This is a genomic window from Streptomyces camelliae (assembly GCF_027625935.1).
Taxonomy (GTDB): Bacteria; Actinomycetota; Actinomycetes; order Streptomycetales; family Streptomycetaceae; genus Streptomyces; species Streptomyces camelliae.
In genome coordinates this window covers 8292792-8318050 of sequence record NZ_CP115300.1, presented here as the reverse complement: position 1 = coordinate 8318050, position 25259 = coordinate 8292792, and the positions used below count along the sequence as shown (strand labels likewise).

Annotated in this window: 18 protein-coding genes; 13 read left to right on the top strand and 5 right to left on the bottom strand. The window is 72.1% G+C overall.

The window, feature by feature from the left end; all coding sequences use genetic code 11:
* Positions 1 to 18 precede the first annotated feature (18 nt).
* Positions 19 to 828 carry a VOC family protein gene (locus O1G22_RS38140; RefSeq protein WP_270085485.1) on the top strand — a complete coding sequence of 270 codons (810 nt, stop codon included), beginning with the start codon at positions 19 to 21 and terminating at the stop codon, positions 826 to 828.
* Here the strand turns inward: O1G22_RS38140 and glgX are convergent.
* A complete protein-coding gene (glgX, locus tag O1G22_RS38135; RefSeq protein ID WP_270085484.1) occupies positions 825 to 2975 on the bottom strand; it encodes a glycogen debranching protein GlgX in 2151 nt (716 codons plus the stop codon). The two genes, O1G22_RS38140 and glgX, sit on opposite strands and share 4 nt — an antisense overlap.
* Positions 2972 to 3550 carry a pep a2 gene (locus O1G22_RS38130; protein ID WP_270085483.1) on the bottom strand — a complete coding sequence of 193 codons (579 nt, stop codon included), beginning with the start codon at positions 3548 to 3550 and terminating at the stop codon, positions 2972 to 2974. The genes glgX and O1G22_RS38130 overlap by 4 nt, the downstream gene beginning before the upstream one ends.
* A 302-nt stretch (positions 3551 to 3852) precedes the next feature.
* Between O1G22_RS38130 and O1G22_RS38125 the strand changes: the two genes are divergently transcribed.
* The 10 genes from O1G22_RS38125 to O1G22_RS38080 all read left to right on the top strand — a co-directional run bounded on the left by O1G22_RS38125 (position 3853) and on the right by O1G22_RS38080 (position 19618).
* Complete coding sequence (locus tag O1G22_RS38125) at positions 3853 to 4152, top strand: DUF5133 domain-containing protein (protein ID WP_225094942.1); 300 nt, start codon at positions 3853 to 3855, stop codon at positions 4150 to 4152.
* Between the two features lie 107 nt (positions 4153 to 4259).
* Positions 4260 to 6251 carry an alpha-1,4-glucan--maltose-1-phosphate maltosyltransferase gene (locus O1G22_RS38120; protein ID WP_270085482.1) on the top strand — a complete coding sequence of 664 codons (1992 nt, stop codon included), beginning with the start codon at positions 4260 to 4262 and terminating at the stop codon, positions 6249 to 6251.
* The gene (gene treS, locus O1G22_RS38115; protein ID WP_270085481.1) at positions 6248 to 7963 is read left to right on the top strand and encodes a maltose alpha-D-glucosyltransferase; all 1716 of its coding nucleotides are present in this window, start codon (positions 6248 to 6250) and stop codon (positions 7961 to 7963) included. Before O1G22_RS38120 ends, treS begins: the two co-directional genes overlap by 4 nt.
* A gap of 30 nt (positions 7964 to 7993) precedes the next feature.
* Positions 7994 to 9358, top strand: a complete 1365-nt coding sequence (locus tag O1G22_RS38110; RefSeq protein WP_270085480.1) for a maltokinase N-terminal cap-like domain-containing protein — start codon at positions 7994 to 7996, stop codon at positions 9356 to 9358.
* 4 nt (positions 9359 to 9362) lie between these two features.
* Positions 9363 to 11615, top strand: coding sequence for a 1,4-alpha-glucan branching enzyme (glgB, locus tag O1G22_RS38105; RefSeq protein WP_270085479.1), 2253 nt, complete (start codon positions 9363 to 9365; stop codon positions 11613 to 11615).
* A 92-nt stretch (positions 11616 to 11707) separates the two neighbouring features.
* Positions 11708 to 12796: a glutamate--cysteine ligase 2 gene (locus tag O1G22_RS38100; protein ID WP_270085478.1), complete on the top strand. Its 1089-nt coding sequence runs from the start codon at positions 11708 to 11710 to the stop codon at positions 12794 to 12796.
* 185 nt (positions 12797 to 12981) lie between these two features.
* Positions 12982 to 14880: an AMP-dependent synthetase/ligase gene (locus O1G22_RS38095; RefSeq protein WP_270085477.1), complete on the top strand. Its 1899-nt coding sequence runs from the start codon at positions 12982 to 12984 to the stop codon at positions 14878 to 14880.
* A 243-nt stretch (positions 14881 to 15123) separates the two neighbouring features.
* Positions 15124 to 16500, top strand: a complete 1377-nt coding sequence (locus O1G22_RS38090; RefSeq protein WP_270085476.1) for an NAD(P)/FAD-dependent oxidoreductase — start codon at positions 15124 to 15126, stop codon at positions 16498 to 16500.
* Between the two features lie 121 nt (positions 16501 to 16621).
* Positions 16622 to 18880: an FUSC family protein gene (locus O1G22_RS38085; protein WP_270086647.1), complete on the top strand. Its 2259-nt coding sequence runs from the start codon at positions 16622 to 16624 to the stop codon at positions 18878 to 18880.
* Positions 18881 to 19159: 279 nt separating this feature from the next.
* Positions 19160 to 19618, top strand: coding sequence for a cyclic nucleotide-binding domain-containing protein (locus tag O1G22_RS38080; protein WP_270085475.1), 459 nt, complete (start codon positions 19160 to 19162; stop codon positions 19616 to 19618).
* A gap of 8 nt (positions 19619 to 19626) precedes the next feature.
* Here O1G22_RS38080 and O1G22_RS38075 read toward each other — a convergent pair whose 3' ends face one another.
* A complete protein-coding gene (locus O1G22_RS38075) occupies positions 19627 to 20931 on the bottom strand; it encodes an MFS transporter (RefSeq protein WP_270085474.1) in 1305 nt (434 codons plus the stop codon).
* Between the two features lie 83 nt (positions 20932 to 21014).
* Positions 21015 to 21632, bottom strand: a complete 618-nt coding sequence (locus O1G22_RS38070) for a LysE/ArgO family amino acid transporter (protein ID WP_270085473.1) — start codon at positions 21630 to 21632, stop codon at positions 21015 to 21017.
* 67 nt (positions 21633 to 21699) lie between these two features.
* On the opposite strand from O1G22_RS38070, the gene O1G22_RS38065 reads away from it, so the two are divergent.
* Together O1G22_RS38065 and O1G22_RS38060 are read left to right on the top strand one after the other, a co-directional pair.
* Entirely contained in the window at positions 21700 to 22584 is an 885-nt protein-coding gene (locus O1G22_RS38065; RefSeq protein WP_270085472.1) for a LysR family transcriptional regulator ArgP, read from the top strand.
* Positions 22585 to 22980: 396 nt separating this feature from the next.
* A complete protein-coding gene (locus O1G22_RS38060) occupies positions 22981 to 23232 on the top strand; it encodes a WhiB family transcriptional regulator (RefSeq protein ID WP_270085471.1) in 252 nt (83 codons plus the stop codon).
* Positions 23233 to 23249: 17 nt separating this feature from the next.
* Here the strand turns inward: O1G22_RS38060 and O1G22_RS38055 are convergent, their stop codons facing one another.
* On the bottom strand, positions 23250 to 25235 hold the full coding sequence (locus O1G22_RS38055) for a sensor histidine kinase (protein ID WP_270085470.1): 1986 nt from the start codon (positions 25233 to 25235) through the stop codon (positions 23250 to 23252).
* Between the last annotated feature and the right edge of the window lie 24 nt (positions 25236 to 25259).

The following is a 25259-nucleotide window of genomic DNA, read 5'->3' as shown; positions in this document are numbered from 1 at the left end:
CCGCAGGACGCGAGCGCCATGAACCAGAACCCCCCTGCCGACGGTGGACCTCGCCGACGGGACATCATCTCCACGCACTCCGTCTTCGGCGCCCCGTGCTGGGTGAGCCTGACCAGCCGGGACCTGAAGGCCACCCAGGACTTCTACACGGCCGTCCTGGGCTGGCGCTGGCGCGGCGCCAAACTCGGTGAGCACTTCCGGATCGCGCTGGCCGACGGGGTGCCGGTGGCGGGGATCGCCGCCGTCGCCGCGATGTGGCAGATGGCCGTGGCCTGGACGCCGTACTTCGCCGTGCCGGACGCCGACGTGGCCGTGGCCCGGGCCCGCGAGCGCGGCGGTACGGCGGCCGTCGGACCGCTGTCCTTCCCGCCGGGCCGGGCCGCGCTGCTCGCCGACCGGGACGGGGCGACCTTCGGGATCTGGCAGGGGGAACTGGTCGGCAACTGGGAGGCCTGGCGGCGGGCGTCACCGACGTTCATACGGCTGCACACCCGCGACGCCTTCGACGCCGCGATGTTCTACGGCGAGATCCTCGACTGGGCGTCCGGGCTGCCGGGCTGCTGCGAGGTGGAGTACGAGGGCGGTGAGGTGGTGCTGCGCAGCGAGGGCGACATCGTGGCGCGGATCGACTCGGGCGCGCTGGAGTCGGCACCGGATCCCTCCGTGCGGCCGCACTGGCAGATCCACTTCGCCGTCGCGGACGTCCTGGGCTGCGCCCGCACGGCCGAGAAGCACGGGGGCAGTGTGCTGAGCGAGGAGGAGGACGAGGCGATCCTGCGGGATGCGGACGGGGCGCAGTTCACCGTGACGGCACGCCGGCAGCGTTAGCCGGCGCCTCGCGACGGCCTGGACAGCACGACCAGACTCCGCGCCTCCACCCGGACCCTCGTCCCCGCCTTGTGTTCGCGCTCGTCCGGGATGCCGTCCGGGTCGGCCGTGTCGATCAGGGTCGCCCAGCGCTGGGCGAACATCGTGCCCGGCAGGCGGAAGTCGACCGGTTCCCAGTAGCCGTTGACGAGGAGCAGGAAGGAGTCGTCGGTCATCCGGCGCCCGTAGGAGTCGCGTTCGGCGATGGCGTCGCCGTTGAGGAACGCCGCGACCGAGTGCGCGTCCCCCCGCTGCCAGTCCCGGCCGGTCATCTCGCGGGCGTCGGGCCTGAGCCACATCAGGTCGGGCAGTGGCTGGTCGGCGTTGGTCGCGGTCTCGCCGCGGAAGAAGCGGCGCCGGCGCAGCACGGGATGGGCGGCGCGCAGGGCGATGAGGTACCGGGTGAACTCCGTCAACGACCGCTGTTCGCCGGTGAGTTCCCAGTCGACCCAGGAGATGGGGTTGTCCTGGCAGTAGGCGTTGTTGTTGCCGCGCTGGGTGCGCCCGAACTCGTCGCCGTGGCAGAGCATCGGGATGCCCTGGGAGAGCAGGAGCGTCGCGAGCAGGTTGCGCTGCTGGCGGGCGCGCAGTTCGAGGACGGCCGGATCCTTCGTGTCGCCCTCCGCCCCGCAGTTCCAGGACCGGTTGTGGCTCTCGCCGTCCCGGTTGTCCTCGCCGTTGGCCTCGTTGTGCTTGTCGTTGTACGACACGAGGTCGCGCAGGGTGAAACCGTCGTGCGCGGTGACGAAGTTGACGCTCGCGCGCGGCCGGCGCCGGCTGTGCTGGTACAGGTCGGAGGAGCCGGTCAGCCGGGAGGCGAACTCGCCGAGCGAGCCGCGCTCGGCCCGCCAGAAGTCCCGTACGGCGTCACGGTACTTGCCGTTCCACTCCGACCACAGCGGCGGGAAGTTGCCCACCTGGTAGCCGCCCTCGCCCACGTCCCAGGGTTCGGCGATCAGCTTGACGCGGCTGATCACCGGGTCCTGCTGGATGAGGTCGAAGAACGCCGACAGCCGGTCCACCTCGTGGAACTGCCGGGCCAGCGTGGCCGCGAGGTCGAAGCGGAAGCCGTCGACGTGCATCTCGGTCACCCAGTACCGCAGCGAGTCCATGATGAGCTGCAGGACGAACGGGTGGCGCATCAGCAGGCTGTTGCCGGTGCCGGTGGTGTCGTAGTAGTGCGCCCAGTCGCCGTCGACCAGGCGGTAGTAGGAGGCGTTGTCGATGCCCCGGAAGGACAGGGTCGGGCCCATCTCGTTGCCCTCGGCGGTGTGGTTGTAGACCACATCGAGGATCACTTCGAGGCCGGCCGCGTGCAGCGCCTTCACCATGGCCTTGAACTCGTTGACCTGCTGGCCCCGGGTGCCGAAGGCGGCGTAGGCGTTGTGCGGGGCGAAGAAGCCGATGGTGTTGTAGCCCCAGTAGTTGGCCAGACCCCGGTCCTGGAGCACGCCGTCCTGCACGAACTGGTGGACCGGCATCAGCTCCACCGCGGTCACCCCGAGCCCGGTCAGGTGCTCGGTGACCGCGGGGTGCGCGAGGCCGGCGTAGGTGCCGCGCAGCCGCTCGGGGACGTCCGGGTGGCAGCGGGTCAGGCCGCGTACGTGGGCCTCGTAGATGACCGATTCCGCGTACGGTGTGCGGGGCGGGCGGTCGTCGCCCCAGTCGAAGTACGGGTCGGCGACCACGCCCAGCATGGAGTGCCCGGCGCTGTCGCCGGGCGCCGGGCCGTCGGGGGCGCGCTCGTACAGCGACGCGTGGTTGTCGATCTGGCCGTCCACGGCCATGGCGTACGGGTCGAGCAGCAGCTTCGCCGGGTTGCAGCGGTGGCCGAGGGAGGGCTGCCAGGGGCCGTGCACCCGGTAGCCGTAGCGCTGGCCGGGGGTGATGCCGGGCAGATAGGCGTGCCAGACGAAGCCGTCGACCTCGTGCAGCCGGACGGGAGTCTCGGTGCCCGCGTCGTCCAGCAGGATCAGGTCGACGCGCTCGGCGACCTCGCTGAACAGCGCGAAGTTGGTGCCCTGCCCGTCGAACGAGGCGCCCAACGGGTAGGGCTGCCCGCTCCACACGGGCAGCCCTGCTCGGGACCGGGAGGTGCGGGACGTCACCGGCTGCCCTCCAGGGTGTCGCCCAGAACGGCGGCCGGTGCGGCCAGCCCGTCGTCCCCGGCGGCCGCCGTGGCGGCCAGAGTGTCGTCCGGGGCACCGGCCGGGGCGGCCAGCACGGTAACCGGCAGCTCGCGCGGCACCTCCAGGCCCTGCCGCAGGGTGGGCGCGGGCGCGAGGGGCACCAGCGGGACGCGCTCGCCGGCGCGGGCGCGCTGCGAGAACCAGATGATCTTGCTGCCGGTGTCCGAGGCGCAACAGCCCCAGCCGTCGCTCATGGCGGCGATGTCCGCGAGACAGGCCCGCAGGTCCTGGTCGGGGCGCAGATCGGGGTCGTCGTCGCCGAAGGCGGTGATCAGGTGCTGTCCGTTCCACCACATCTCGATCGACGTGTGCTTGTCGGAGGCGTGCTGGTGGATCGCCCGCAGCAGCAGCTCGGTGCCGCGGCAGACGGGGTCCGTGAGATTCTCCAGGTCCCAGTAACGCAGGTGGGCGGCCAGGATGCGGCTGACCTGTCCCACCCGTTCCGGGCTCACTTCCACGTCGAGGTGGTAGTAGCAGGGCACTGCGGTCTTCATCGTCGCTTGCTCCTCACCGGCGAAGCTCTGGCTCCCCGCGCCTGTCCGGGAGGGATCCCGGACACACAGCGTGAGGGCAGATCGCTTCTGAGTCACCTCCACGGTGCGGTCACTACGCCATTCGTGCAACACGAGCACCCGACACCACCCATGGTTGAAGCTCCAACAAGACGCTGCGTCGTCGTGCGTGCACCATAAGTGAAAGCCTCGATCGCCGTAACGGTGCCGTGCCCTTCCGTGCGCGGACACCACCCGACCGTCGGGAACGCGCCCAGTCGAGAGCGTGAAAGGTGAAGACGGCGATGCTGCTACCCGCCAAGGCCGAAGTGGCCCGGCAGTTGCGGCGTTACCGGGCGTGGGAGCGCGTGATGCTCGCCTCGCCCCACGACCGCACGGTCCGGGCCACCTTCGAGGACTCGGGTTACACGCTGTGCGTACTGATGGGCAAACGCTGCGCCCGCGAGGCGGCGGACGCGGCCGAACGCTATCTGCGCACCAGCCTGGTCACCTACCTGCGCGAGCAGAACGGGCGGCCGAAACGTCGCCGGAAGGCGAGAAGACCGCCGCCACCGGAGCGGCGTTCCACGGCGTCAAGCCCCTGAGCTGGCACCGTACAAGGCGTTCCCCCCGGGACCGACGTGAGTCGGCCCGTCCTGGATCGCGAAGCCGGGCCCGGTGCCCGGCTTCGCGCACGGCGGAGGTGAGATACATGCGCAGGACCCCGGCCATCGGCCGTGTACCGGTACGTGACGTCCGGCCGGCCGTGGAGTGCGGCAGGCGCCCGGCGAAGGCGGTGGCCGGGGAGACCTTCCAGGTCACGGCGACCGTGTTCCGCGAAGGGCACGACGCCGTGGGTGCCAACGTGGTCCTGCGCGATCCGAAGGGCCGCCGTGGCCCGTGGACACCGATGCGGGAGCTGTCTCCCGGCAGCGACCTGTGGGGCGCGGAGGTCACGCCGGACGCGACGGGCCGCTGGACCTTCCGCGTCGAGGCCTGGTCCGACCCGGTGGCGACCTGGCGGCACACCGCCTCGGTCAAGATCCCGGCGGGCGTCGACACCGGGCTGGTCCTGGAGGAGGGCGCCGAGTTGTACGAGCGGGCAGCCGCCGGAGTGCCGAAGGGCCCGGAACGCGACCTCGTCCTGGCCGCCGCGCGCGCCCTCGGCGACGACTCCCGGTCGGTGCACGAGCGCCTGAAGCCGGCTCTGTCCCCGGAGGTGGACGCGCTCCTGGCCCAGTATCCGCTGCGGGAGTTGGTCACCGCGTCGGATCCGATGCCGTTGCTGGTGGAGCGGGAGCGGGCCCTGTACGGCTCCTGGTACGAGTTCTTCCCCCGCTCCGAGGGCACCGCCGAGCAGCCGCACGGCACCTTCCGGACCGCGGCGCGGCGGCTGAAGGCGATCGCGGAGATGGGCTTCGACGTCGTCTATCTCCCGCCCGTCCATCCGATCGGTACGACGTTCCGCAAGGGCCCCAACAACACCCTCACCGCCGGTCCGGACGACGTGGGAGTGCCCTGGGCCATCGGGTCTCCCGAGGGCGGTCACGACGCCGTCCACCCCGGCCTCGGCACGATCGAGGACTTCGATCATTTCGTCGCCGAGGCACGGGAGTCGCGTCTGGAGATCGCCCTCGACTTCGCGTTGCAGTGCTCGCCGGACCACCCCTGGGTGCAGAAACACCCCGAGTGGTTCCATCACCGGGCCGACGGCACGATCGCCTACGCCGAGAACCCGCCGAAGAAGTACCAGGACATCTACCCCGTCGCCTTCGACGCCGACATGGACGGCCTGGTCGCCGAGACCGTACGGATCCTGCGGCACTGGATGGACCACGGAGTGCGGATCTTCCGCGTCGACAACCCGCACACCAAACCGGTCGTCTTCTGGGAACGGGTCATCGCCGAGATCAACGGCACCGACCCCGACGTGATCTTCCTGGCCGAGGCCTTCACCCGCCCCGCGATGATGCACACCCTCGCCCAGATCGGCTTCCAGCAGTCGTACACCTACTTCACCTGGCGCAACAACAAGCACGAACTCACCGAATACCTCAGTGAGTTGGCGGGTGAGGCGGCTGCGTACATGCGGCCCAACCTGTTCGCCAACACCCCGGACATCCTGCACGCCTACCTCCAGCACGGCGGCCGCCCCGCCTTCGAGGTCCGTGCCGTGCTCGCCGCCACCCTCTCCCCCACCTGGGGCATCTACAGCGGCTACGAGCTGTGCGAGAACACCCCGCTCAAGGAAGGCGGCGAGGAGTACCTCGACTCCGAGAAGTACCAGCTCAGGCCCCGCGACTGGGCGGCGGCCGAGCGCGAGGGCCGCAGCATCGCCCCGCTCATCACCCGGCTGAACACCATCCGCCGCAACCACCCCGCCCTGCGCCAACTGCGCGATCTCCGTTTCCACCCGACCGACAACGATGCCGTGCTCGCCTACAGCAAGAGCACGGGGACGGACACGGTCATCGTGGTCGTCAACCTCGACCCCCACCACACCCAGGAGGCCACGGTCTCGTTGGACATGCCGCAACTCGGCCTGGACTGGGACGCCGCCCTGTCCGTACACGACGAACTGACGGGCGAGTCGTACCACTGGGGCAGGACCAACTACGTGCGTCTGACGCCCGGCAGCGCGCCGGCGCACGTGCTCCACGTCGGGCGAGAGACGCCCCAGATCGGAGGGCCCGCAGCGTCATGACCGTCAACGAACCCGTACCCGACACGTTCGAGGACACTCCCGCCAAGGACCGGGACCCGGAGTGGTTCAAACGCGCCGTCTTCTACGAGGTCCTGGTCCGCTCCTTCCAGGACAGCAACGGCGACGGCATCGGCGATCTGAAGGGCCTGACCGCCAAGCTCGACTATCTGCAGTGGCTCGGCGTGGACTGCCTGTGGCTGCCGCCGTTCTTCAAGTCCCCTTTGCGAGACGGCGGTTACGACGTCTCCGACTACACCGCCGTCCTCCCGGAGTTCGGTGACCTCGCCGACTTCGTGGAGTTCGTCGACGCCGCCCACCAGCGCGGCATGCGCGTCATCATCGACTTCGTCATGAACCACACCAGCGACCAGCACCCGTGGTTCCAGGAGTCCCGCAGCAACCCCGACGGTCCGTACGGGGATTACTACATGTGGGCCGACGACGACAAGAGTTACGAGGACGCGCGGATCATCTTCGTCGACACCGAGGCCTCCAACTGGACCTTCGACCCGGTGCGCGGCCAGTACTACTTCCACCGCTTCTTCTCGCACCAGCCGGACCTCAACTACGAGAACCCGGCCGTGCAGGAGGAGATCCTGGCGGCCCTGAAATTCTGGCTGGACCTGGGCATCGACGGCTACCGGCTCGACGCGGTCCCCTATCTCTACGCCGAGGAGGGCACCAACTGCGAGAACCTGCCGGCCACACACGCCTTCCTCAAGCGGGTGCGCAAGGAGATCGACGCGATGTACCCGGACACCGTGCTGCTGGCGGAGGCCAACCAGTGGCCGGAGGACGTGGTCGACTACTTCGGGGACTACAGCTCCGGCGGCGACGAGTGCCACATGGCGTTCCACTTCCCCGTCATGCCACGCATCTTCATGGCCGTACGCCGCGAGTCCCGCTACCCGGTCTCGGAAATCCTCGCCAAGACCCCGGCCATTCCCTCCAATTGCCAGTGGGGCATCTTCCTGCGCAACCACGACGAGCTGACCCTCGAAATGGTCACCGACGAGGAACGCGACTACATGTGGGCCGAGTACGCGAAAGACCCGCGGATGCGTGCCAACATCGGGATCCGGCGGCGCCTCGCGCCCCTCCTCGACAACGACCGCAACCAGATCGAGCTGTTCACCGCTCTGCTGCTGTCCCTGCCCGGCTCGCCGATCCTCTACTACGGCGACGAGATCGGCATGGGCGACAACATCTGGCTCGGCGACCGTGACGCCGTCCGCACCCCCATGCAGTGGACCCCCGACCGCAACGCCGGCTTCTCGACGTCCGATCCGGGGCGGCTGTTCCTGCCGACCATCATGGATCCCGTCTACGGCTACCAGGTCACCAACGTCGAGGCCGCGATGTCCTCGCCGTCGTCGCTGCTGCACTGGACCCGCCGCATGATCGAGATCCGCAAGCAGAACCCTGCCTTCGGACTCGGCTCGTTCACCGAGCTGCAGTCGTCGAACCCGGCGGTCCTGGCCTTCCTGCGCGAGTACGGCGACGACCTCGTGCTGTGCGTCAACAACTTCTCCCGGTTCGCCCAGCCGACCGAACTCGACCTGCGGGCCTACGACGGCCGGCATCCGGTCGAGCTGATCGGCGGGGTGCGCTTTCCCGCCATCGGTGAACTGCCGTACCTGCTCACCCTGCAGGGGCACGGCTTCTACTGGTTCCGGCTCACCCGAGTCGCATCCCGCATCGGCCGCCACTGAACGCCCGGCGCCGAGGAAAGGACGCGCGTCATGCCGAAGACCATCACTGTCCGACCGAGCAGCGCGGCGGACCTCGATGACCCCCTGGCCTCGCTGGGCGGGCTGCTGCAGGAGTGGCTGCCGCGGCAGCGCTGGTTCGCCGGCAAGGACCGGCCGGTCACGGACCTTTCGGTGCTGTCCGTGACCGAGCTGTTCCCAGGGTGTCTGCATCTGCTGGTGCACGCCTCGCACGCCCCGGTGCCCACACCGGGCGGCACTCCCCCGCCCGGCGACTGCTACCAGCTGCTGCTCGGCCTGCGTGAGCATCTCGCCCCGCGGCTGGAACGGGCGTTCATCGGACGCGCCGAGCAGGGGCCGTTCGCCGGGCTCGCGGTGTACGACGCGCTGCACGATCCGCGCTCGGCCCATCTGCTGCTGGAGCGGCTGCGGCATCCCGGCACGGCCGGGCCGCTGCGCTTCGAGGCGGATCCCGAGGCCGCGCTGCCCGGTGGGCTGCCGCCGCGCCTGCTGGAGGCGGAGCAGTCCAACTCCTCGATCGTGTACGGCGACGCGTACATCCTGAAGGTCTTCCGGCGCATCCAGCCGGGCGTCAACCCGGACCTGGAGGTGTCCGCGGCGCTCGCCGCCCAGGGGTGCACCCGGGTGCCGGCGCCGGTGGCCTGGTTCGGCACGAGCGCGCCGCGGCCGGCCACGCTCGGGGTGCTCCAGCCGTTCCTGCCGGACGCGACCGACGGCTGGACGCTGGCGCTGCGCGCGCTCGCCGCGGGCGACGACTTCACCGCCGAGGCCCGGGAGCTGGGCCGGGCCATGGCCGAGGTGCATCTCGCACTGGCCGAGGCGTTCGGACCGGCCGGACCGGGCGAGAACAGCCGTACGGCACAGGCCATGTCCGCGCGGCTGGACGCGGCCGCGCACGCCGTACCGGGACTGCGGCCCTATGTGCCGGGGCTCAGAGCGGCGTTCGGGGCGCTCGCCACGTGCGACGCCGGGCCGTCCGCCCAGCGCGTGCACGGTGATCTGCACCTCGGACAGGTGCTGCGGGCCGGCCGCGACTGGTTCGTCATCGACTTCGAGGGCGAGCCGTCCCGGCCGCTGGCCGAGCGCCGGGCCCCGCAGTCCCCGGTGCGGGACGTGGCGGGCATGCTGCGCTCCTTCGACTACGCCGCCCGGCAGCGTCGCCCCTGGCGACCCGAATGGGCGCGCCGCTGCCGGGAGGCGTTCTGCGCGGGCTACGCGGCCCGCGCGGGCTGGGATCCACGCAAGAAGCACGCGCTGCTGCGCGCGCACGAGACGGACAGGGCGGTGTACGAGGTGCTGTACGAGGCGAGACACCGGCCGGACTGGCTGCCGGTTCCGATGGCGGCGATCAAGCGGCTCGCCGTGTGGGGAGGCTGACGGCATGGCTCTGCGCGACACCTCGCTCCCCGAGACGGCCGGCCCCGCGCCGGCCGAGGCCGTCCCTGCCCCGGACGCCGTCCGGGAGGACCCCCGTCCCGGCGCGCTCGACCCGGCCGAGCGCGGCCGGCTGCTCAGCGGCGCCCATCACGATCCGCACGCCCTGCTGGGCGCCCACCCGGTGCCGGGCGGCACCCTGTTCCGGGCGCTGCGCCCGAACGCCCGCGCCGTGAGCGTCGTCGCCGGCGGCACGCGGCACCCGCTCGGGTCGGAGGGCGGCGGTCTGTTCGCCGCGGTGCTGCCGTACCCGGAGATCCCGGAGTCGTACACCCTGCTGGTGACGTACGACGACACCGAGCAGGAGGTACACGATCCGTACCGCTTCCTGCCCGCCCTCGGCGAGCTGGATCTGCATCTGATCCGGGAGGGCCGGCACGAGCAGCTGTGGCAGGCGCTCGGCGCCGAGCCGATGACGCACCAGGGGGTGACCGGCACCCGCTTCACCGTGTGGGCGCCGAACGCCCAGGGGGTGCGGGTGGCCGGAGACTTCACCTACTGGGACGGCACCCAGTATCCGATGCGCTCGCTCGGCGCGTCCGGGGTGTGGGAGCTGTTCCTGCCCGGGATCGGCGAGGGCGCCCGCTACAAGTTCGAGATCACCTCCCGGCACGGCCACCGGTTCCTCAAGGCCGACCCGATGGCCCGGTGCACCGAGGTGCCGCCGGACACGGCGTCGGTCGTCGCGGTGTCCCGCTACGAGTGGGGCGACGCCCAGTGGCTGGCCCACCGGGGCGACACGCCCGTGCACCAGGCGCCGTTCTCGGTGTACGAGGTGCATCTGCCCTCCTGGCGACCTGGCTTGACATATCGTCAGCTGGCTGAGGAACTCCCCGCGTATGTCAAGGACTTGGGCTTCACCCATGTGGAGCTGATGCCGGTCGCGGGGCATCCGTTCAGCGGGTCGTGGGGCTACCAGGTCACCTCGTACTACGCGCCGACGCCCCGGCTCGGCTCGCCCGACGACTTCAAGTACCTGGTGGACAGGCTGCATCAGGCCGGGCTCGGCGTGATCATGGACTGGGTGCCGGCGCACTTCCCGAAGGACGACTGGGCGCTGGCCCGGTTCGACGGGGAGCCGCTGTACGAGCCCGGGGACTGGCGGCGGGCGGAGCATCCGGACTGGGGGACGTACGAGTTCGACTTCGGGCGGACCGAGGTGCGCAACTTCCTCGTGGCCAACGCCGTGTACTGGTGCCAGGAGTTCCACATCGACGGGCTGCGGGTGGACGCCGTCGCCTCGATGCTCTATCTGGACTACTCGCGGGACTCCGGGCAGTGGGAGCCGAACGTCTTCGGCGGACGGGAGGACCTGGACGCGGTCGCCTTCCTGCAGGAGATGAACGCGACGGTGTACCGGCGCTGCCCGGGGGTGGTGACGATCGCGGAGGAGTCCACCGCGTGGGACGGGGTGACCCGGCCGACGGACAGCGGCGGGCTCGGCTTCGGGCTGAAGTGGAACATGGGCTGGATGCACGACTCGCTGGAGTACGTGCGGAAGGAGCCGGTGCACCGCAAGTACCACCACAACGAGATGACGTTCTCGATGGTGTACGCGTACAGCGAGAACTACGTCCTGCCGATCTCCCACGACGAGGTCGTGCACGGCAAGCAGGCACTGGTGTCGAAGATGCCGGGCGACTGGTGGCAGCGGCGCGCGAACCACCGGGCCTACCTCGGCTTCATGTGGGCCCACCCCGGCAAGCAACTCCTCTTCATGGGGCAGGAGTTCGCACAGGGAGCGGAGTGGTCCGAGGCGAACGGCCCCGAGTGGTGGCTGCTCGGCGACGACTACCACTCGGCGGGCGACCACCGGGGTGTCCAGGATCTCGTACGGGACCTGAACACCAGGTACCGGGCGACGCCGGCCCTGTGGCAGCGGGACACCGATCCGGGCGGTTTCCACTGGGTGCTGTGTGACGCGGCGGACGACAACGTATTCGCGTTCCTCCGGTTCGACGCCGAGGGTTCCGCCCTGCTGGCGGTCTCGAACTTCTCCCCCGTGGTCCGCGACGCCTACCGCCTGTGGGTTCCGGATCCCTTCCCGGCCTGGCAGGAGACCCTGAACACGGACGACACGCGCTATGGCGGCAGCGGTGTCGGCGCCGGGGCCCCCGGGGTTCCCTTCCGGCCAAAGGACGGGTTTGTGCGGGTCACGCTGCCGCCGCTCGCCACTGTCTGGTTGACGCCCGTGCCCTGAACTCGCAGGAGTCGGGCGGACGCCCGAGGGGCAGTCAGGGTCGTACGGACTCTCGTCTGCCCCTCGTGGCCTGAACAGAAGGGCGGCCCCACGTGCGCACTGTCGGTGTGGAGGAGGAACTTCTTCTGGTCGATCCGGACACCGGCGAGCCGAAGGCGCTGTCGGCCGCCGTCCTCACCCGGGCCGTCCAGGAGGACCCCGGGCAGGACCTGTTCCAGCTGGAGGTGTTCGGCCAGATGCTGGAATTCGCCACGCGTCCGCACACGGACATGGCGGACCTCGGCGCCGATGTCGTGCGCTCCCGCAAGGAGGCGGCCCGGCTCGCGGGCGAGGTGGGCTGCGCGGTCGCCGCGCTGGCCACCTGCCCGGTGCCGGTCACCGGCGCGCTCACCCCGAACGACCGCTACCGGTGGATGGCGGAGCAGTACGGGATCGCCACCCAGGACTGGCTCGTGTGCGGGTGTCACGCGCATGTGGCGGTGGAGTCCGACGAGGAGGGCGTCGCCGTCCTCGACCGGCTGCGGCCGTGGCTGCCCGTGCTGCGCGCGCTCAGCGCCAACTCACCGTACTGGCAGGGCCGGGACACCGGGTACGTCAGCTTCCGCAGCCGGCTGTGGAGCCGCTGTCCGTCGGCGGGGCCGACCGAGTTGTTCGGCTCGCCCGCGCGCTATCACGGGCAGGTGGCGGACATGCTGGCCAGCGGGGTCATCCTCGACCAGGGGATGGTGTACTTCGACGCGCGGCTGTCCGCGAAGTACCCGACGGTGGAGATCCGGGTGGCGGACGTGTGCCTGCGCGCCGAGACCACCATGCTGCTCGCCACCCTGGCCCGCGCCCTGGTGGAGACGGCCGCCCGGGACTGGCGGGCCGGGCGGCCGGCGCCCGACCACAGTGTGAGCCTGCTCCGGCTGGCCGCCTGGCACGCCGCCCACACCGGCCTGGACCGGGAGCTGCTCGACCCCGTGACGATGCGGCCCCGGCCGGCGCCCGAGGTGGTGCGCACCCTGCTGGAGCACAGCGGGGAGGCGCTCGCCGACAGCGGGGACACGGCCCTGGCCGAGGAGGCCGTCGACGAGCTGCTGCACCGGGGCACGGGCGCGCGCGAGCAGCTCCGGCTGATGGAGCGCACGGGCAGCCTGCGCGAGGTCGTCACCGAGTGCGTCCGGCGCACCCAGGGCTGAGCGCCGAGAGCTGAGCGATCCGGCGTCGGGGGACGCACCTCGCCAGGAACGGACACGGCCAGGTCATCAACCGATCACAACTTCCCCGTTCGATGCACCGAACGCGCTCGCCTCGGCTACATTCGAGCACTGCCGACCACAGAGCCGATCGGCGGTGTGACCCTCCGTACCTCCAGGAGCAGCGCATGCGCGACGTCGCCCTCGCTCCCGCCGTTGCCCCACCGCTCACCGGGGGCCTCGCCGACAGCGTCTTCGACACCGCGGAGCGCAGCCCCGCGCTGCCGCTCCTCGCCCACCGCGCGGACCCCGCGGCCACCGTGTGGCAGGAGGTGACCGCGATCGAGCTGCGGGACGAGGTGGTCGACCTGGCCAAGGGACTGGTCGCGGCCGGGATCTCGCCCGGGAACCGGGTGGCCGTGATGGCCCGCACCCGCTACGAGTGGACCGTCTTCGCCCATGCGCTGTGGGCCGTGGGTGCGGAGGTGGTGCCGGTCCATCCGTCCTCCTCGCGCGAGCAGGTCGAGTGGATCCTGCGGGACGCCGGCTGTGTGGCCGTGGTCGTGGAGGACGAGCAGGGCGTCATGACCGTCGGCACGGTGTGCACCCGCCTGCCCCGGCTGCGCCATGTGTGGCAGCTGGACGCGGGGGCGCTGCCCGACCTCGTCCAGCGGGGCGCGACGGTGCCGTACACCACCGTGGAGTCGCTGCGCCGGATCGTGCTGCCGGACGCCACCGCGGCCGTCGTCTACACCTCGGGCACCTCGGGCCGTCCCCAGGGCTGCGCGCTGAGCCACCGCGGCCTGGCCTACCCCTGTGACACCGTGCTGGCCGGCTGGTTGCACACGGCCGCGCCGCCGGGCGAACAGCCGTCGGTGCTGGCCTTCCTGCCGTTCTCGCATGTGTACGGCATCATGATCATGCTCACGTGTGTCCGTGGCGGGGTGCTGATGGCGCACGAGCCGGAGCTGTCCGAGACCGCGCTGGCGTCGGCGCTCGGCACGTTCCGGCCGACGTATCTGTACGGCGTGCCGTCGGTGTTCGAGAAGCTGTACAAGAACTTCCTGCGCGCGGCCGGACAGGCGGGCCGGGGCACTCTGTTCGAGCGGGCCGCGCAGACCGCGCGGGACTTCGCCGCGGCCGAGGAGCGCCGGCGGCTGGGCACCGGGCCGGGTCCCGGGCTCGAACTGCGGCTGCAGCACGCCCTGTTCGAGCGGACGGTGTACCGCAGGCTGCGCGCGGCGCTCGGTGGCCGGGTGGTGCGCGGCACCTCCGGCGGCTCCTCGCTCAGCCGTGAACTGACCCTGTTCTACGAGGGCATGGGGATCGTCGTCAACGACGGCTACGGGCTCACCGAGGCCTCCGGCGGCATCACCATGCAGCCGCTCGGCCGGGCGAAGTCCGGGACCGTGGGCCGGCCGCTGCCCGGCACGGAGGTGCAGGTGGCCGACGACGGGGAGATCCTGGTGCGCGGCCCGTCGGTGTTCCAGGGGTACGTCGGCGACGAGGCGGCGACCCGGGCCGTGCTGCGCGGCGGCTGGCTGGCCACCGGGGACATCGGGCGGCTGGACTCCGAGGGCTATCTGACGATCACCGGGCGCAAGAAGGACGTCATCGTCACGAGCGGCGGCAAGAGCGTGGCCCCGGCCCTGCTGGAGCAGCGGCTGCGGATGCACCCGCTGGTCCACCAGGCCGTCGTGCTCGGTGACGACCGGCCCTGTGTCGGCGCGCTGATCACGCTGGACCCGGAGTTCCTCGCGCACTGGCGGGGCGCGCTGGCGCTGCCACGCGAGGGCCCCGGCCGGGAGAGCCGTGAGGAGAACGCGCTGCGGGAGGAGATCGCCCGTGCCGTGGCCTCCGCGAACAGCGCCGTCTCCCGCGCGGAGTCCATCCGGGTCCACCGCGTCCTGCCGGAGCCGTTCGCCGCGACGGCCGGCCTGCTCACTCCGTCGATGAAGCTGCGCCGGGACGCGATCGTGCGCCATTACGCCGCCGAGATCGACGCGATGTACCAGGCGCGCTCGCGGGCCGGTCGGGGGGTGCCGGAGCCGGCGGACTGGGACGAGCCCGACGACGTCTTCCGCTGAGCGGAGGCGCCCGTTCCGCTGAGCGGACACGGTCGGACCGGATCGGCATGTGTGCGACGAGTATCTGTGTGAAAAACCGGTTACTCGCCCCGATGTAGGGGCATGCTGGAGCCCACGCGTTCGTCTGCCTGCCGCACCCCAGCTGGCGGAACGGCTCGGGTCACGGTGGGATCGAAGGGTGTGTGCAGCGATCCAGGGCACGCGAACGGCGTCGAGTCGGACCGCCTGGTGCCGCAGAAAGGGATGAACACCGTGACACGACCCAGGATCCTGGTGGTTGGCGCAGGCTTCGCCGGAGTCGAGTGCGTCCGCCGCCTGGAGCGGAAGCTCGCCCCCGACGAGGCCGACGTCACCCTGGTGACGCCGTTCTCCTACCAGCTCTATCTGCCACTGCTGCCCCAGGTCGCCTCGGGTGTGCTCACCCCGCAGTCGGTCGCCCTCAGCCTGCGCCGCAGCAAGAAGTACCGCACCCGGATCCTGCCGGGCGCCGCGATCGGCGTGGACCTGAAGGCCAAGGTGTGCGTCGTACGCACCATCAACGACACGGTCGTCGACGAGCCGTACGACTACATCGTGCTCACCCCGGGCAGCGTGACCCGCACCTTCGACATCCCGGGGCTGACCGAGCACGCCTTCGGGATGAAGACCCTCGCCGAGGCCGCCTACATCCGCGACCACGTCATCACCCAGCTGGACCTCGCCGACGCCTGCGACGACCCGGTCGAGCGGGCCGCGCGACTGCAGTTCGTGGTGGTGGGCGGCGGATACGCCGGCACCGAGACCGCCGCCTGTCTCCAACGGCTCACCCACGCCGCCGTACAGCGCTATCCGCGCATCGACCCCGGCCTGATCAAGTGGCATCTCATCGACATCGCGCCGCGTCTGATGCCGGAGCTCGGCGAGAAGCTCGGGCGCAGCGCGCAGGAGATCCTGCGCCGGCGCGGTATCGACGTCTCGCTCGGGGTGTCGATCGAGAAGGCCGGCGCCGAGGAGGTCACGTTCACCGACGGCCGGGTGGTGCCGACGCACACGCTGATCTGGACGGCCGGTGTGGTCGCCAGCCCGCTGATCGGCACGCTCGGCGCGGAGACGGTGCGCGGCCGGCTGGCGGTCACCGCGGAGATGACCGTGCCCGGGCACGACGGGGTGTTCGCCCTCGGGGACGCGGCCGCCGTGCCCGACCTCGCCAAGGACGAGTCGGGCGCGGTCTGCCCGCCCACCGCGCAGCACGCCATGCGGCAGGGCAAGAAGGTCGCCGAGAACGTCATCGCGACCCTGCGCGGCGAGACCCTGACGCCGTACGTGCACAGGGACCTGGGACTCGTCGTGGACCTCGGCGGCAAGGACGCGGTGTCCAAGCCGCTGGGCGTCGAGCTGCGCGGGGTGCCCGCCCAGGCCGTCGCCCGCGGCTACCACTGGTCGGCGCTGCGCACCAACGTGGCCAAGACCAGGGTGATGACCAACTGGCTGCTGAACGCCGTCGGCGGCGACGACTTCGTCCGCACCGGCTTCCAGGCCCACAGGTCCGGCCGGCTGAAGGAGTTCGAGCACACGGACGCGTATCTGACCCCGGAGGAGCTGCGGGCCCGGGTGGAGGGCGGGGCGGGCGAGAGTTCCTGACCGGTCCCCACCGGGTGGCGTTCCTCCGATCACGACGTGCGATGCTGGGACGGAGATCGATTTCTGGCACGGGAGAGAGCGCGGCGGCGTGAGGGCAGCGGGACGGTCGGGGCGGGTACGGATGCGGGACCGGCTCGCGGCGTCCGATCCCGGGCTGCTGCGGCTGACCGCGGGGTTGCGCACGGTCACCGCGATCGCCCTCACCCTCGCCGTCCTGGCCGCCCTGCGGGTGCCGGTGCCGCATCTGGTCGCCGGTGCCATGGCGGCGATGGTGTCGACCTTCGCCATCCGGGAGAAGTCGCGCGCCCAGCAGGCGGTCACGCTCGCGCTCGGCCTGCCGGTGGCGCTGGCCTCGGTGTCGCTGGGCGCGCTGCTGAACCAACGGGTCGTCGTCGGCGACCTGTTCTTCGTCGTGCTCATCTTCGCCGCGGTCTACGGCCGGCGCTTCGGTGACCGCGGTACGGCGCTGGGGCTGATCGGCTTCCAGATCTACTTCCTGTCGCTGTTCGTCCACGCGACCACCGCCGTGCTGCCCGCGCTGTACGGGGTCATCTGCGTGGCGTTCGCGTGCAGCGCCCTCGCGCGGTTCGTGCTGCTGCCGCAGACCCCGGCGGGCACCCTGGACCGGCTGCGGCGGGCCTTCCGCGCCCGGCTCGCCCAGCTGATCGCCGTACAGGCCGAGTTGCTGGACGCCGGGCCGGACGCGGTCGACAAGGTGCTGGAGGAACTGCGCGCCGCCACCGCCCGGCTGCACGAGACGGCGCTGATGATCCAGGGGCGGCTGGAAGACGGCACCTCCGACCCGGCGGTGGCGCGGCTGCTGCAGCGCCGGATCGCCGACGCCGAGATCGCCTCCGAGCGGCTCGGCCTGCTGCTGCTCACCGCGCGCAGCGCCGAGCGGACCGACACCCTCACCCTGCATCTGCCCGGCGCCCACCTGCCCTCCGGCGGCTCGCTGCCGGTGCGGGACGAGGCGACGGCGGCGCTGCGAAGGGACCTTCAGGCGCTGCGGCTGCTGATGCTGCGGCCGGTCGGCGAGGCCCGGGGCACCGCGCTCGCCCATCTGCGCAACCGGCTGCTCGGCTACCGCGAGGAGGACAACCTGCCGAAGGCCTCCCCGGCCGTGCAGGACGTCTTCCGCGGTCTCGGCGAGGCCGCGCGGGCCGCGCTCGGTCTGCGGGTCGCTCTGGACGGGGCGCAGGACGAGTCGGACGACAGCCCGGCGACCACCCGCTCGCGGGAGGAGCTGGACGCGGAGGACGCCGCGATCGGGGCGGGCGAGGAGCGCGAGGCCGAGAAGGCGGAGCCGACCGGGCTCGGGCGGCCCACCACACGGGCCGCGGTCCAGGTGGCCGTCGGCTCCTCGCTGGCCATCGCGGGCGGCGAGCTGCTGTCCAGCCACCGCTGGTACTGGGCGGTGCTGACCTGCTGGATCGTGTTCATCAACACCGCCTCCACCGGGGAGATCCTGGTCAAGGGCTACCGCCGGCTGCTGGGCACGGTGCTCGGCGTGGTGGCCGGCATCGGGCTCGCCGGGCTGGTCGGGCACCACACATGGACGGCGTTCGCGCTGGTGCTGGTGTTCGTCTTCGCGATGTTCTACACGGCGCCCCTGTCGTACACGCTGATGTCGTTCTTCGTGACGGCGGCGCTGGGGCTGCTGTACACGCTGCTGAACACCTACAGCCTGTCGGTGCTGGTGCTGCGGGTGGAGGAGACGGCGCTCGGCGCGGCCTGCGGGGTGATCGCGGCGGCGGTGGTGCTGCCGATCCACACCGACCGCCGGACCAACGAGCTGCTCGTCGAGGTGCTGGACCGGCTGGCCGGGGTCGCCCGGGCCGCCGTCGACCAGCTGAGCGGCGGGGCGGGCGCCGACCTGGTGGAGCAGGCGCGCGAGCTGGACCAGGCACTGGCCGATCTGCGCGCGGCCATCGACCCGCTGACGCATCCGATCACCCCGCTGCGCTCACGCCGGGACACCGCCCGGTACGTCGTGGCGCTGCTGGAGACCTGCGCCTATCACGCGCGTTCCCTCGCGGCCACGGCCGAGCTGCTGCCGACGCACCCGTCGATCGCCGCGGATCCCCGGCTGAGCGGGGCGTGCGCGCGCATGCTGCGCAACATCGAGGCGATCGCGGCCCATGTCGCCGACCCGCGCTCCGCGGCCGCCATCGAGACCGGTCCGAGCATCGCCTCGATGCTGGAGCCGGGCACCCTGCGCACCCCGCGCTACGGCCGGGTGACCGACCGGGTGCTGCGCCATCTCCAGCGCCTGGACGAGGCGGTCTCGGGTCTGGCCCGGCCGCTGGGCGTGCCCAGGCCGGGCGCCGACGCGGGCTCGGGCTCGGGCTCGGGCGGGAGGGTGAAACAGGTCACGTGACCCGCTCCTGATGATGCTCCGGCATATCGAATGGTTTATCGTTCATACATACGTGATGCCGGAGCGGACCGGAACCGTCCTTCCCTCCCGCTGAGCGTCACCACAAGCTGCCCTGGCTGGCCTCCCCCGTCCAGCCAGGGCTTTTCAGTGCCCGCGCGCCACCGGACAGGTGATCCGGCGCGGACATGCCCCTCCTTCGAGGTGCCCCGTACGGCGGCAGCGGCTGAAATGGGCTTACGGACATCACCCGGAACCGCCGCCGGCGAGGAGCCCCGTGCCATGACCAAAGCGATCAAACTGCTCACCGCCCTGCCCCAGCAGCAGCGCGAGCGCCTGATGGAGCTGGCCCAGGAGGTCTCCTTCCCGGAGGACACCCGTATCTTCGAGGCCGGCGGCACCGCCGACCGGTTCTGGGTGATCCGCTCCGGCGCTGTCCATCTGGACCACCACGTCACCTCCCGGCAGCGGGTGACGGTCGCCACGCTCGGCGCGGGCGACCTGCTCGGCTGGTCCTGGCTGTTCCCGCCGTACGAGTGGGACTTCGGCGCGGTGGCCTTCACCGACGTACGGGCCTACCAGTTCGACGGGCCCGCGGTGCTCGCGCTGTGCGTGGAGGATCCGCTGCTCGGGCTGTCGCTGGTGCGGACGGTGGCCGAGGTCCTCGCGGGCCGCCTGGAGGCGACCCGCGGCAAGCTGATGGACCAGTACGCGATGCGGCGGCGCACCGGTCCTCTCTGAGCCGGACCTCAGATCCGGTAGCGGCGCAACGCCGGCACCGCGGCGGCGAGGGCCAGCATCACCACGACGACCAGGGCGCCGCCGCCCGCCACGGCCGCCCGGGGGCCGAAGACGGAACCGGCGGTGCCGTGCAGCACGTCGGCCAGCCGCGGTCCGCCGGCGACGACGACCGTGAACACGCCCTGCATCCGGCCGCGCATCTCGTCGGTCGCGGCGGACAGCAGGATCGCGCCGCGGAACACCATCGAGACCATGTCGGCGACCCCGGCCAGGGCGAGGAAGGCCATGGCCACCCAGAGGTTCGCGCTCAGCCCGGACGCGGCGACGGCCACGCCCCAGCCGGCCACCGCCCCGATCACCATCCAGCCGTGCCGGCGGGCCCGCGAGAACACCCCGGAGAACAGTCCGCCGAGCACCGCGCCGACCGGGATCCCGGCGAACAGCACGCCGAGCGCGAGCCCCTCGCCGTAGGAGTGGTAGGTCTGCGCGGCCAGCTGCGGGAACAGGGCGCGGGGCATGCCGAGGACCATGGCGACGATGTCGGCGAGGAAGGACAGCAGCAGCACCTGGTGCCGGGAGATGTAGCGGAAGCCCTCGGCTATCGCGCGTATCCCGGCCCGGCGGGCGGCGCTGTCGCCGAGCGGCGGCAGCGCGGGCAGCCGGTGGACGGCCCAGACGGTGACGCAGAGCGCGAGGGCGTCGATGAGATACAGCTCCGGCAGCCCGATGACCGGGATGAGCGCACCGGCGAGCAGGGGACCCGCGACCAGTCCGGTCTGGGTGACCGTGGAGCCGAGGGCGTTCGCGGCGGGCAGTTCCCCGGCGGGCACCAGCCGGGCGATGGAGGCGTTGCGGGCCGGGGAGTTGAGGCCGAAGAAGGCCTGCTGGAGCGCGAGCAGCACCATCAGGACGGCGACCGAGCCGAGATCGGTGACCGCCTGCGCCCAGAACAGCAGCGAGGTCACCGCGATGCCGCTGTTGGTGACCAGCAGCAGCTTGCGCCGGTCCACGGTGTCGGCGACCGCCCCGCCCCACAGCGCGAACGCCACCATGGGCACGAGTCCGGCCAGGCTCGCGTAGCCGACCCAGGCCGAGGAGTGCGTGATGTCGTAGATCTGCTTGGGTACGGCGACGGCGGTGAGCTGGCTGCCCACGGCCGTGACAATGGTCGACGTCCACAGGCGCCGGTAGGCGGGGATGCGCAGGGGGCGGGTGTCCATCGCCCAGCGGCGCCAGCCACGCCGGGGCGGAGGCGTCGCCTCCTGGTCCGTCGCGGAGCCGGGTTCGGTGCTGCTGCGCTCGCTCGTGTCCACGGATGTCCTGGTTGTTCGCTACATCTTTTCCGTTCGAGAGGCTGACTATCTCAGGAAGTCCCGTGTGTGCCGAACGGTTTGTCTCAGGATCCGGCCATGAGCATGACGCCGAGGACCAGCATGGTGACGGCGACCAGGCCGTCCAGCACCCGCCAGGCGGCGGGCCGGGCCAGGAAGCGGCCGAGCAGCCGGGCGCCGAAGCCGAGCGTGGTGAACCAGCACAGGCTGGCGAGCGCGGCGCCGATCCCGAAGGTCCAGCGCAGCGCCCCGCGGTCGGCGGCGAGGGAGCCGAGCAGGAACACCGTGTCCAGATAGACGTGCGGGTTGAGCCAGGTCAGCGCCAGGCAGGTGAGCACGGCCCGGCGCCGGGAACCGGCCGCCTCCCCCTCGGTGCTCAGTCCGGCCGTACCGGGCCTCAGCACCCGGCGGGCGGCGAGGGCGCCGTAGCAGAGCAGGAAGGCGCCGCCGATGATCCCGACCGCGCGGACCGCGCCCGGCCAGGCCACCACGACCGCCCCGACCCCGCCGACGCCCAGCGCGATGAGCACCGCGTCGGAGAGCGCGCAGATGCCGACCACGGCGAGCACGGCGTCCCGGCGCACCCCCTGGCGCAGGACGAAGGCGTTCTGGGCGCCGATGGCGACGATCAGGGAGAGTCCGCTGCCGAATCCGGCGATCGCGGCGGTCAGTGCGTGGTTCATGCCGTCGACGCTAGGAGACAGACTGTACACAAGTACAGCTAAAGATTCTTACGTATCCTTAGCCTTCATGATGACAGAGCTTCCGTTGGACCAGGTGCGGACGCTGCTCGCCGTGGTGGACGAGGGCACCTTCGACGCCGCCGCGGCGGCCCTGCATGTGACCCCGTCCGCGGTCAGTCAGCGGGTCAAGGCGCTGGAGCAGCGCACGGGCCGGGTCCTGCTCCAGCGCACCAAGCCGGTGCGGCCCACGGATTCCGGGGCGGTGCTGGTGCGGTTCGCCCGGCAACTGGCCCGGCTGGAGCGGGACGCGCGGGGCGAGCTGGGGCTGAGCGGCGCCGGGGAGCCGACCCGGGTGTCGGTCGCGGTGAACGCGGACTCGCTGGCGACCTGGTTCCTGCCGGCGCTGACCCGGGTGCCGGGGCTCTGCTTCGAACTGCACCGGGAGGACGAGTCCCACACGGCGGCGCTGCTGCGCGAGGGGCTGGTGATGGCGGCGGTGACCACGTTGCCCGACCCCGTGCCGGGCTGCACGGTCCGCCCGCTCGGCCGGATGCGCTATCTGCCGGTCGCCGCACCGGAGTTCGCCGAGCGGCAGCTGGCCGGTCCGCTGCCGGAGCTGCTGCCCGCGGCCCCGGTGGTGGTCTTCGACCGCAAGGACGACTTCCAGGACGCCTTCGTACGCCGGCTGGGCCGCGGGGCCGCGAGCCCCCTGCGCCACTACGTGCCCACCTCGGAGGGGTTCGTCGCCGCGGTCGCCGCGGGCCTCGGCTGGGGCATGGTCCCCGAGTCCCAGGCGGGGCCGCTGCTGGCGGAGGGCCGGCTGAAGGTGCTCGCCCCGAGGACGTGGGTGGACGTCACCCTGTACTGGCAGCAGTGGAGGCTCGACTCCCCCGCGCTGGCCGCCCTGGCCGACGCGGTGACGGCGACGGCGGCTCAGGCGCTGCGCGGCTGACGCGTCCGGACACCGGAATCCTTCCGTCCGACCGGTGCCCGGGCGGCCGCCGGCGCAGTACGGTGTCCGGACGGTGGCGCGGTGGACGGCGGCCCACCCGCCCGTCGCCCCCGACTCCGCGCTCCCGGTGCCCGGTCGGGCACGGGTGTCCCTCGGCCCAGGCCCGTTCACCGGGCTTCCCCCCAGGGCCCGTTCGCCCCGTGGTCCGGCCTGTTGAGCGCGTACGGCGCCCCCGCGGGCCCGTAGCCGCGCCCGTGTCCGGATCGCGGCCGTCGCGCGATTCCCGCCGATCGCGCTGTTTCACATCGCGTCGAGCGGTCAGCCGAATCCTCAGAACAGCTTTCGACCGGCACGGACGACTTCGATCCCATCCAGGAGACGATCCAGGAGACTTCGATGGACAACTGGCGCGACCACGCCGTCTGCCGTCACGTGGACCCCGACCTGTTCTTCCCCGTCGGCACCACCGGTCCCGCCCTGGTGCAGACCGAGCGGGCCAAGGCGGTGTGCGGGCACTGCCCCGCCCGGGAGCCGTGCCTGGACTGGGCGCTGGCGACCGGTCAGGGCACGGGCATCTGGGGCGGTACGACCGAGACGGAGCGCCGGGCGCTGCGGCGCCGGGCCCCTTCCCGGCCACGTCTGCGCTGACCCCACGCCCACGGCCGTCAGGGCTCGGTGCCGACCGGGGTGTCGCCGGGGGGCTCGGTGGCGGGCAGGGCGTCGCCGGGCACGTCGGTGCCGGGCGGCTCGGTGCCGACCGGGGTGTCGCCGGACGGGTCGTCGCCAGGCAGGCCGGTGCCGGGCAGGCCGGTGCCGATCGGGTCGTCGCCGGGCGGTTCGGTGCCGGGCAGTCGCAGGGTGAAGGCCGCGCCCCCGCCCGGCTCGCTGGCGGCCGTCACGGTGCCACCGTGGGCGGCGACCAGATGGCGCACGATGGGCAGGCCCAGCCCGCTGCCGCCGGTGCGGCGGCTGCGGGACTTCTCGGCACGCCAGAACCGCTCGAAGACATGCGGCAGATCCTCGGCCGCGATGCCCGCCCCGGTGTCGGTGACGGTGACCACGACATCGGTGCCGTCACGGCGGGCGGCCAGCGTGACCGCTCCGTCGGCCGGGGTGTGCCGCAGCGCGTTGGAGACCAGGTTGCCGAGCGCCTGCCGCATCCGCACCGGGTCGGCTTCCAGCCAGGCGGCGGGATCGGCCGCGGTGCGCAGGGCGACCCCGGCGGCGTCGGCGGCGACGCGGTGGGCGGCGGCCACCTGGTCGAACAGGTCGGCAGCACACAGCGGTTCGCGGTGCAGCCGCAGGGTGCCGGCGTCGGCCGCGGCGAGGTCCTGGAGGTCGTCGATGATCCGCTGGAGGACGAGCGCCTCCTCGTGCAGGGAGTCCAGCAGAGCCGGTTCGGGTTCCACGACTCCGTCTCGGACGACCTCCAGCCAGCCGCGGATGTTGGTGAGCGGGCTGCGCAGCTCGTGGGCGATGTCGCTGACCATCGCCCTGCGCTGGGCCTCCAGACGTTCGCGGCGCTCGGTCAGGTCGTTGAAGGCCTCCGCGAGGATGCCGGTCTCGTCCCGGGTGGTCACCGGCACCCGTATGTGCAGCTCGGGCGGTGCTCCCGCGGCCTCGGTCAGCGCGCGCAGGGGCCGTACCAGCCGGATCGCGACGACGGCGGTCACGGCGACGGTGACGGCGAGGACGAGTCCGGCCGCGCCGATCACCTTGGCCTTGTTGGCCGCCGACATGTCGAAGCGGGACGGGCTCTGGTCGCCGATGCCGAGGAACAGGTCCGCCACCGGGGCGACGTAGGGCTCCAGTTGGGTGCGCCGGGCGGTCAGGACGCACCGCTGGGCCGCGCGTGCCGTCGCCGCCTTGCCCGCCTTGGCGTACTTGGCGACGAGGTAGCCGCCGCCGAAGGGGTCCTTGCCGCTGGGGTCGTAGGTGAGGAACAGCGGGCCTTCGAGGTCCAGCCCGGCCTGTTTCAGACAGGGGCGGGCGAGGTCGGTGAGCGCGTCCAGAGCCCTGTGCTCGGTCGGGGTGGGCGTGTTCAGCTGTCCGTCCTCGCACGCCGTGACGCCGTAGCCGGCGGGGTCGGTGCCGTCCGAGCCGGAGACGACGGGCCGCCCGCTCGCCGTGCGGACCACGGTGGCCTGGAGACCGAAGCGCTCGTAGCACCGCTTGCGCGCGGCGGCCAGCGCGTCCAGCTTCGCCTGTTCCGCCGCCGGGAGCCGGTAAGGGCCGACCACGCGCGGGTCGATGCCGCTGAGCTGGGCACCGGTCTCGCTGTAGGTGTCGGTGCGCAGCGGGTCGACGGTGGCGGCGGGCCGGGGCGGCAGCGGGGTGCCACGGGGCGCGGAGTCGGCGACCGGGGTGCGGTCGGCGGTGGTGAGCGCGATCCGGCGGCCGGTCTTCACGGCCAGCTCCCGCACGGTGCGCCGGACCCCGGACCAGTCGGCGTGGGTGGCGGCGTACCCGCTGAGCTGGGCCAGGATGCTGTTGTCGGCCGCGAGATCCTGGCCCTGCTCCTCCTTCAGGGCGCTGGTCGTCGTCGTGACCGCCAGCCAGGCGGTGGCGGCCACCGAGCAGACGGCAATCAGGGCGGAGACGAACAGCAGCCGGACGAGCAGCCGTTTGCGGAGCGGGATCCGACGCTTCACGCCCGCTTCCCGCCCCGGCCGGGA

Bases quoted from the DNA above. Each gene is read 5' to 3' on its own strand.
- O1G22_RS38125 (WP_225094942.1), top strand. From the start codon at position 3,853: ATGCTGCTACCCGCCAAGGCCGAAGTGGCCCGGCAGTTGCGGCGTTAC.
- O1G22_RS38095 (WP_270085477.1), top strand. From the start codon at position 12,982: ATGCGCGACGTCGCCCTCGCTCCCGCCGTTGCCCCACCGCTCACCGGG.
- O1G22_RS38065 (WP_270085472.1), top strand. From the start codon at position 21,700: ATGATGACAGAGCTTCCGTTGGACCAGGTGCGGACGCTGCTCGCCGTG.
- O1G22_RS38070 (WP_270085473.1), bottom strand. From the start codon at position 21,632: ATGAACCACGCACTGACCGCCGCGATCGCCGGATTCGGCAGCGGACTC.
- glgB (WP_270085479.1), top strand. From the start codon at position 9,363: ATGGCTCTGCGCGACACCTCGCTCCCCGAGACGGCCGGCCCCGCGCCG.
- O1G22_RS38080 (WP_270085475.1), top strand. From the start codon at position 19,160: ATGACCAAAGCGATCAAACTGCTCACCGCCCTGCCCCAGCAGCAGCGC.
- O1G22_RS38140 (WP_270085485.1), top strand. From the start codon at position 19: ATGAACCAGAACCCCCCTGCCGACGGTGGACCTCGCCGACGGGACATC.
- O1G22_RS38120 (WP_270085482.1), top strand. From the start codon at position 4,260: ATGCGCAGGACCCCGGCCATCGGCCGTGTACCGGTACGTGACGTCCGG.
- O1G22_RS38130 (WP_270085483.1), bottom strand. From the start codon at position 3,550: ATGAAGACCGCAGTGCCCTGCTACTACCACCTCGACGTGGAAGTGAGC.
- O1G22_RS38085 (WP_270086647.1), top strand. From the start codon at position 16,622: ATGCGGGACCGGCTCGCGGCGTCCGATCCCGGGCTGCTGCGGCTGACC.
- O1G22_RS38110 (WP_270085480.1), top strand. From the start codon at position 7,994: ATGCCGAAGACCATCACTGTCCGACCGAGCAGCGCGGCGGACCTCGAT.
- treS (WP_270085481.1), top strand. From the start codon at position 6,248: ATGACCGTCAACGAACCCGTACCCGACACGTTCGAGGACACTCCCGCC.
- O1G22_RS38060 (WP_270085471.1), top strand. From the start codon at position 22,981: ATGGACAACTGGCGCGACCACGCCGTCTGCCGTCACGTGGACCCCGAC.
- O1G22_RS38090 (WP_270085476.1), top strand. From the start codon at position 15,124: ATGAACACCGTGACACGACCCAGGATCCTGGTGGTTGGCGCAGGCTTC.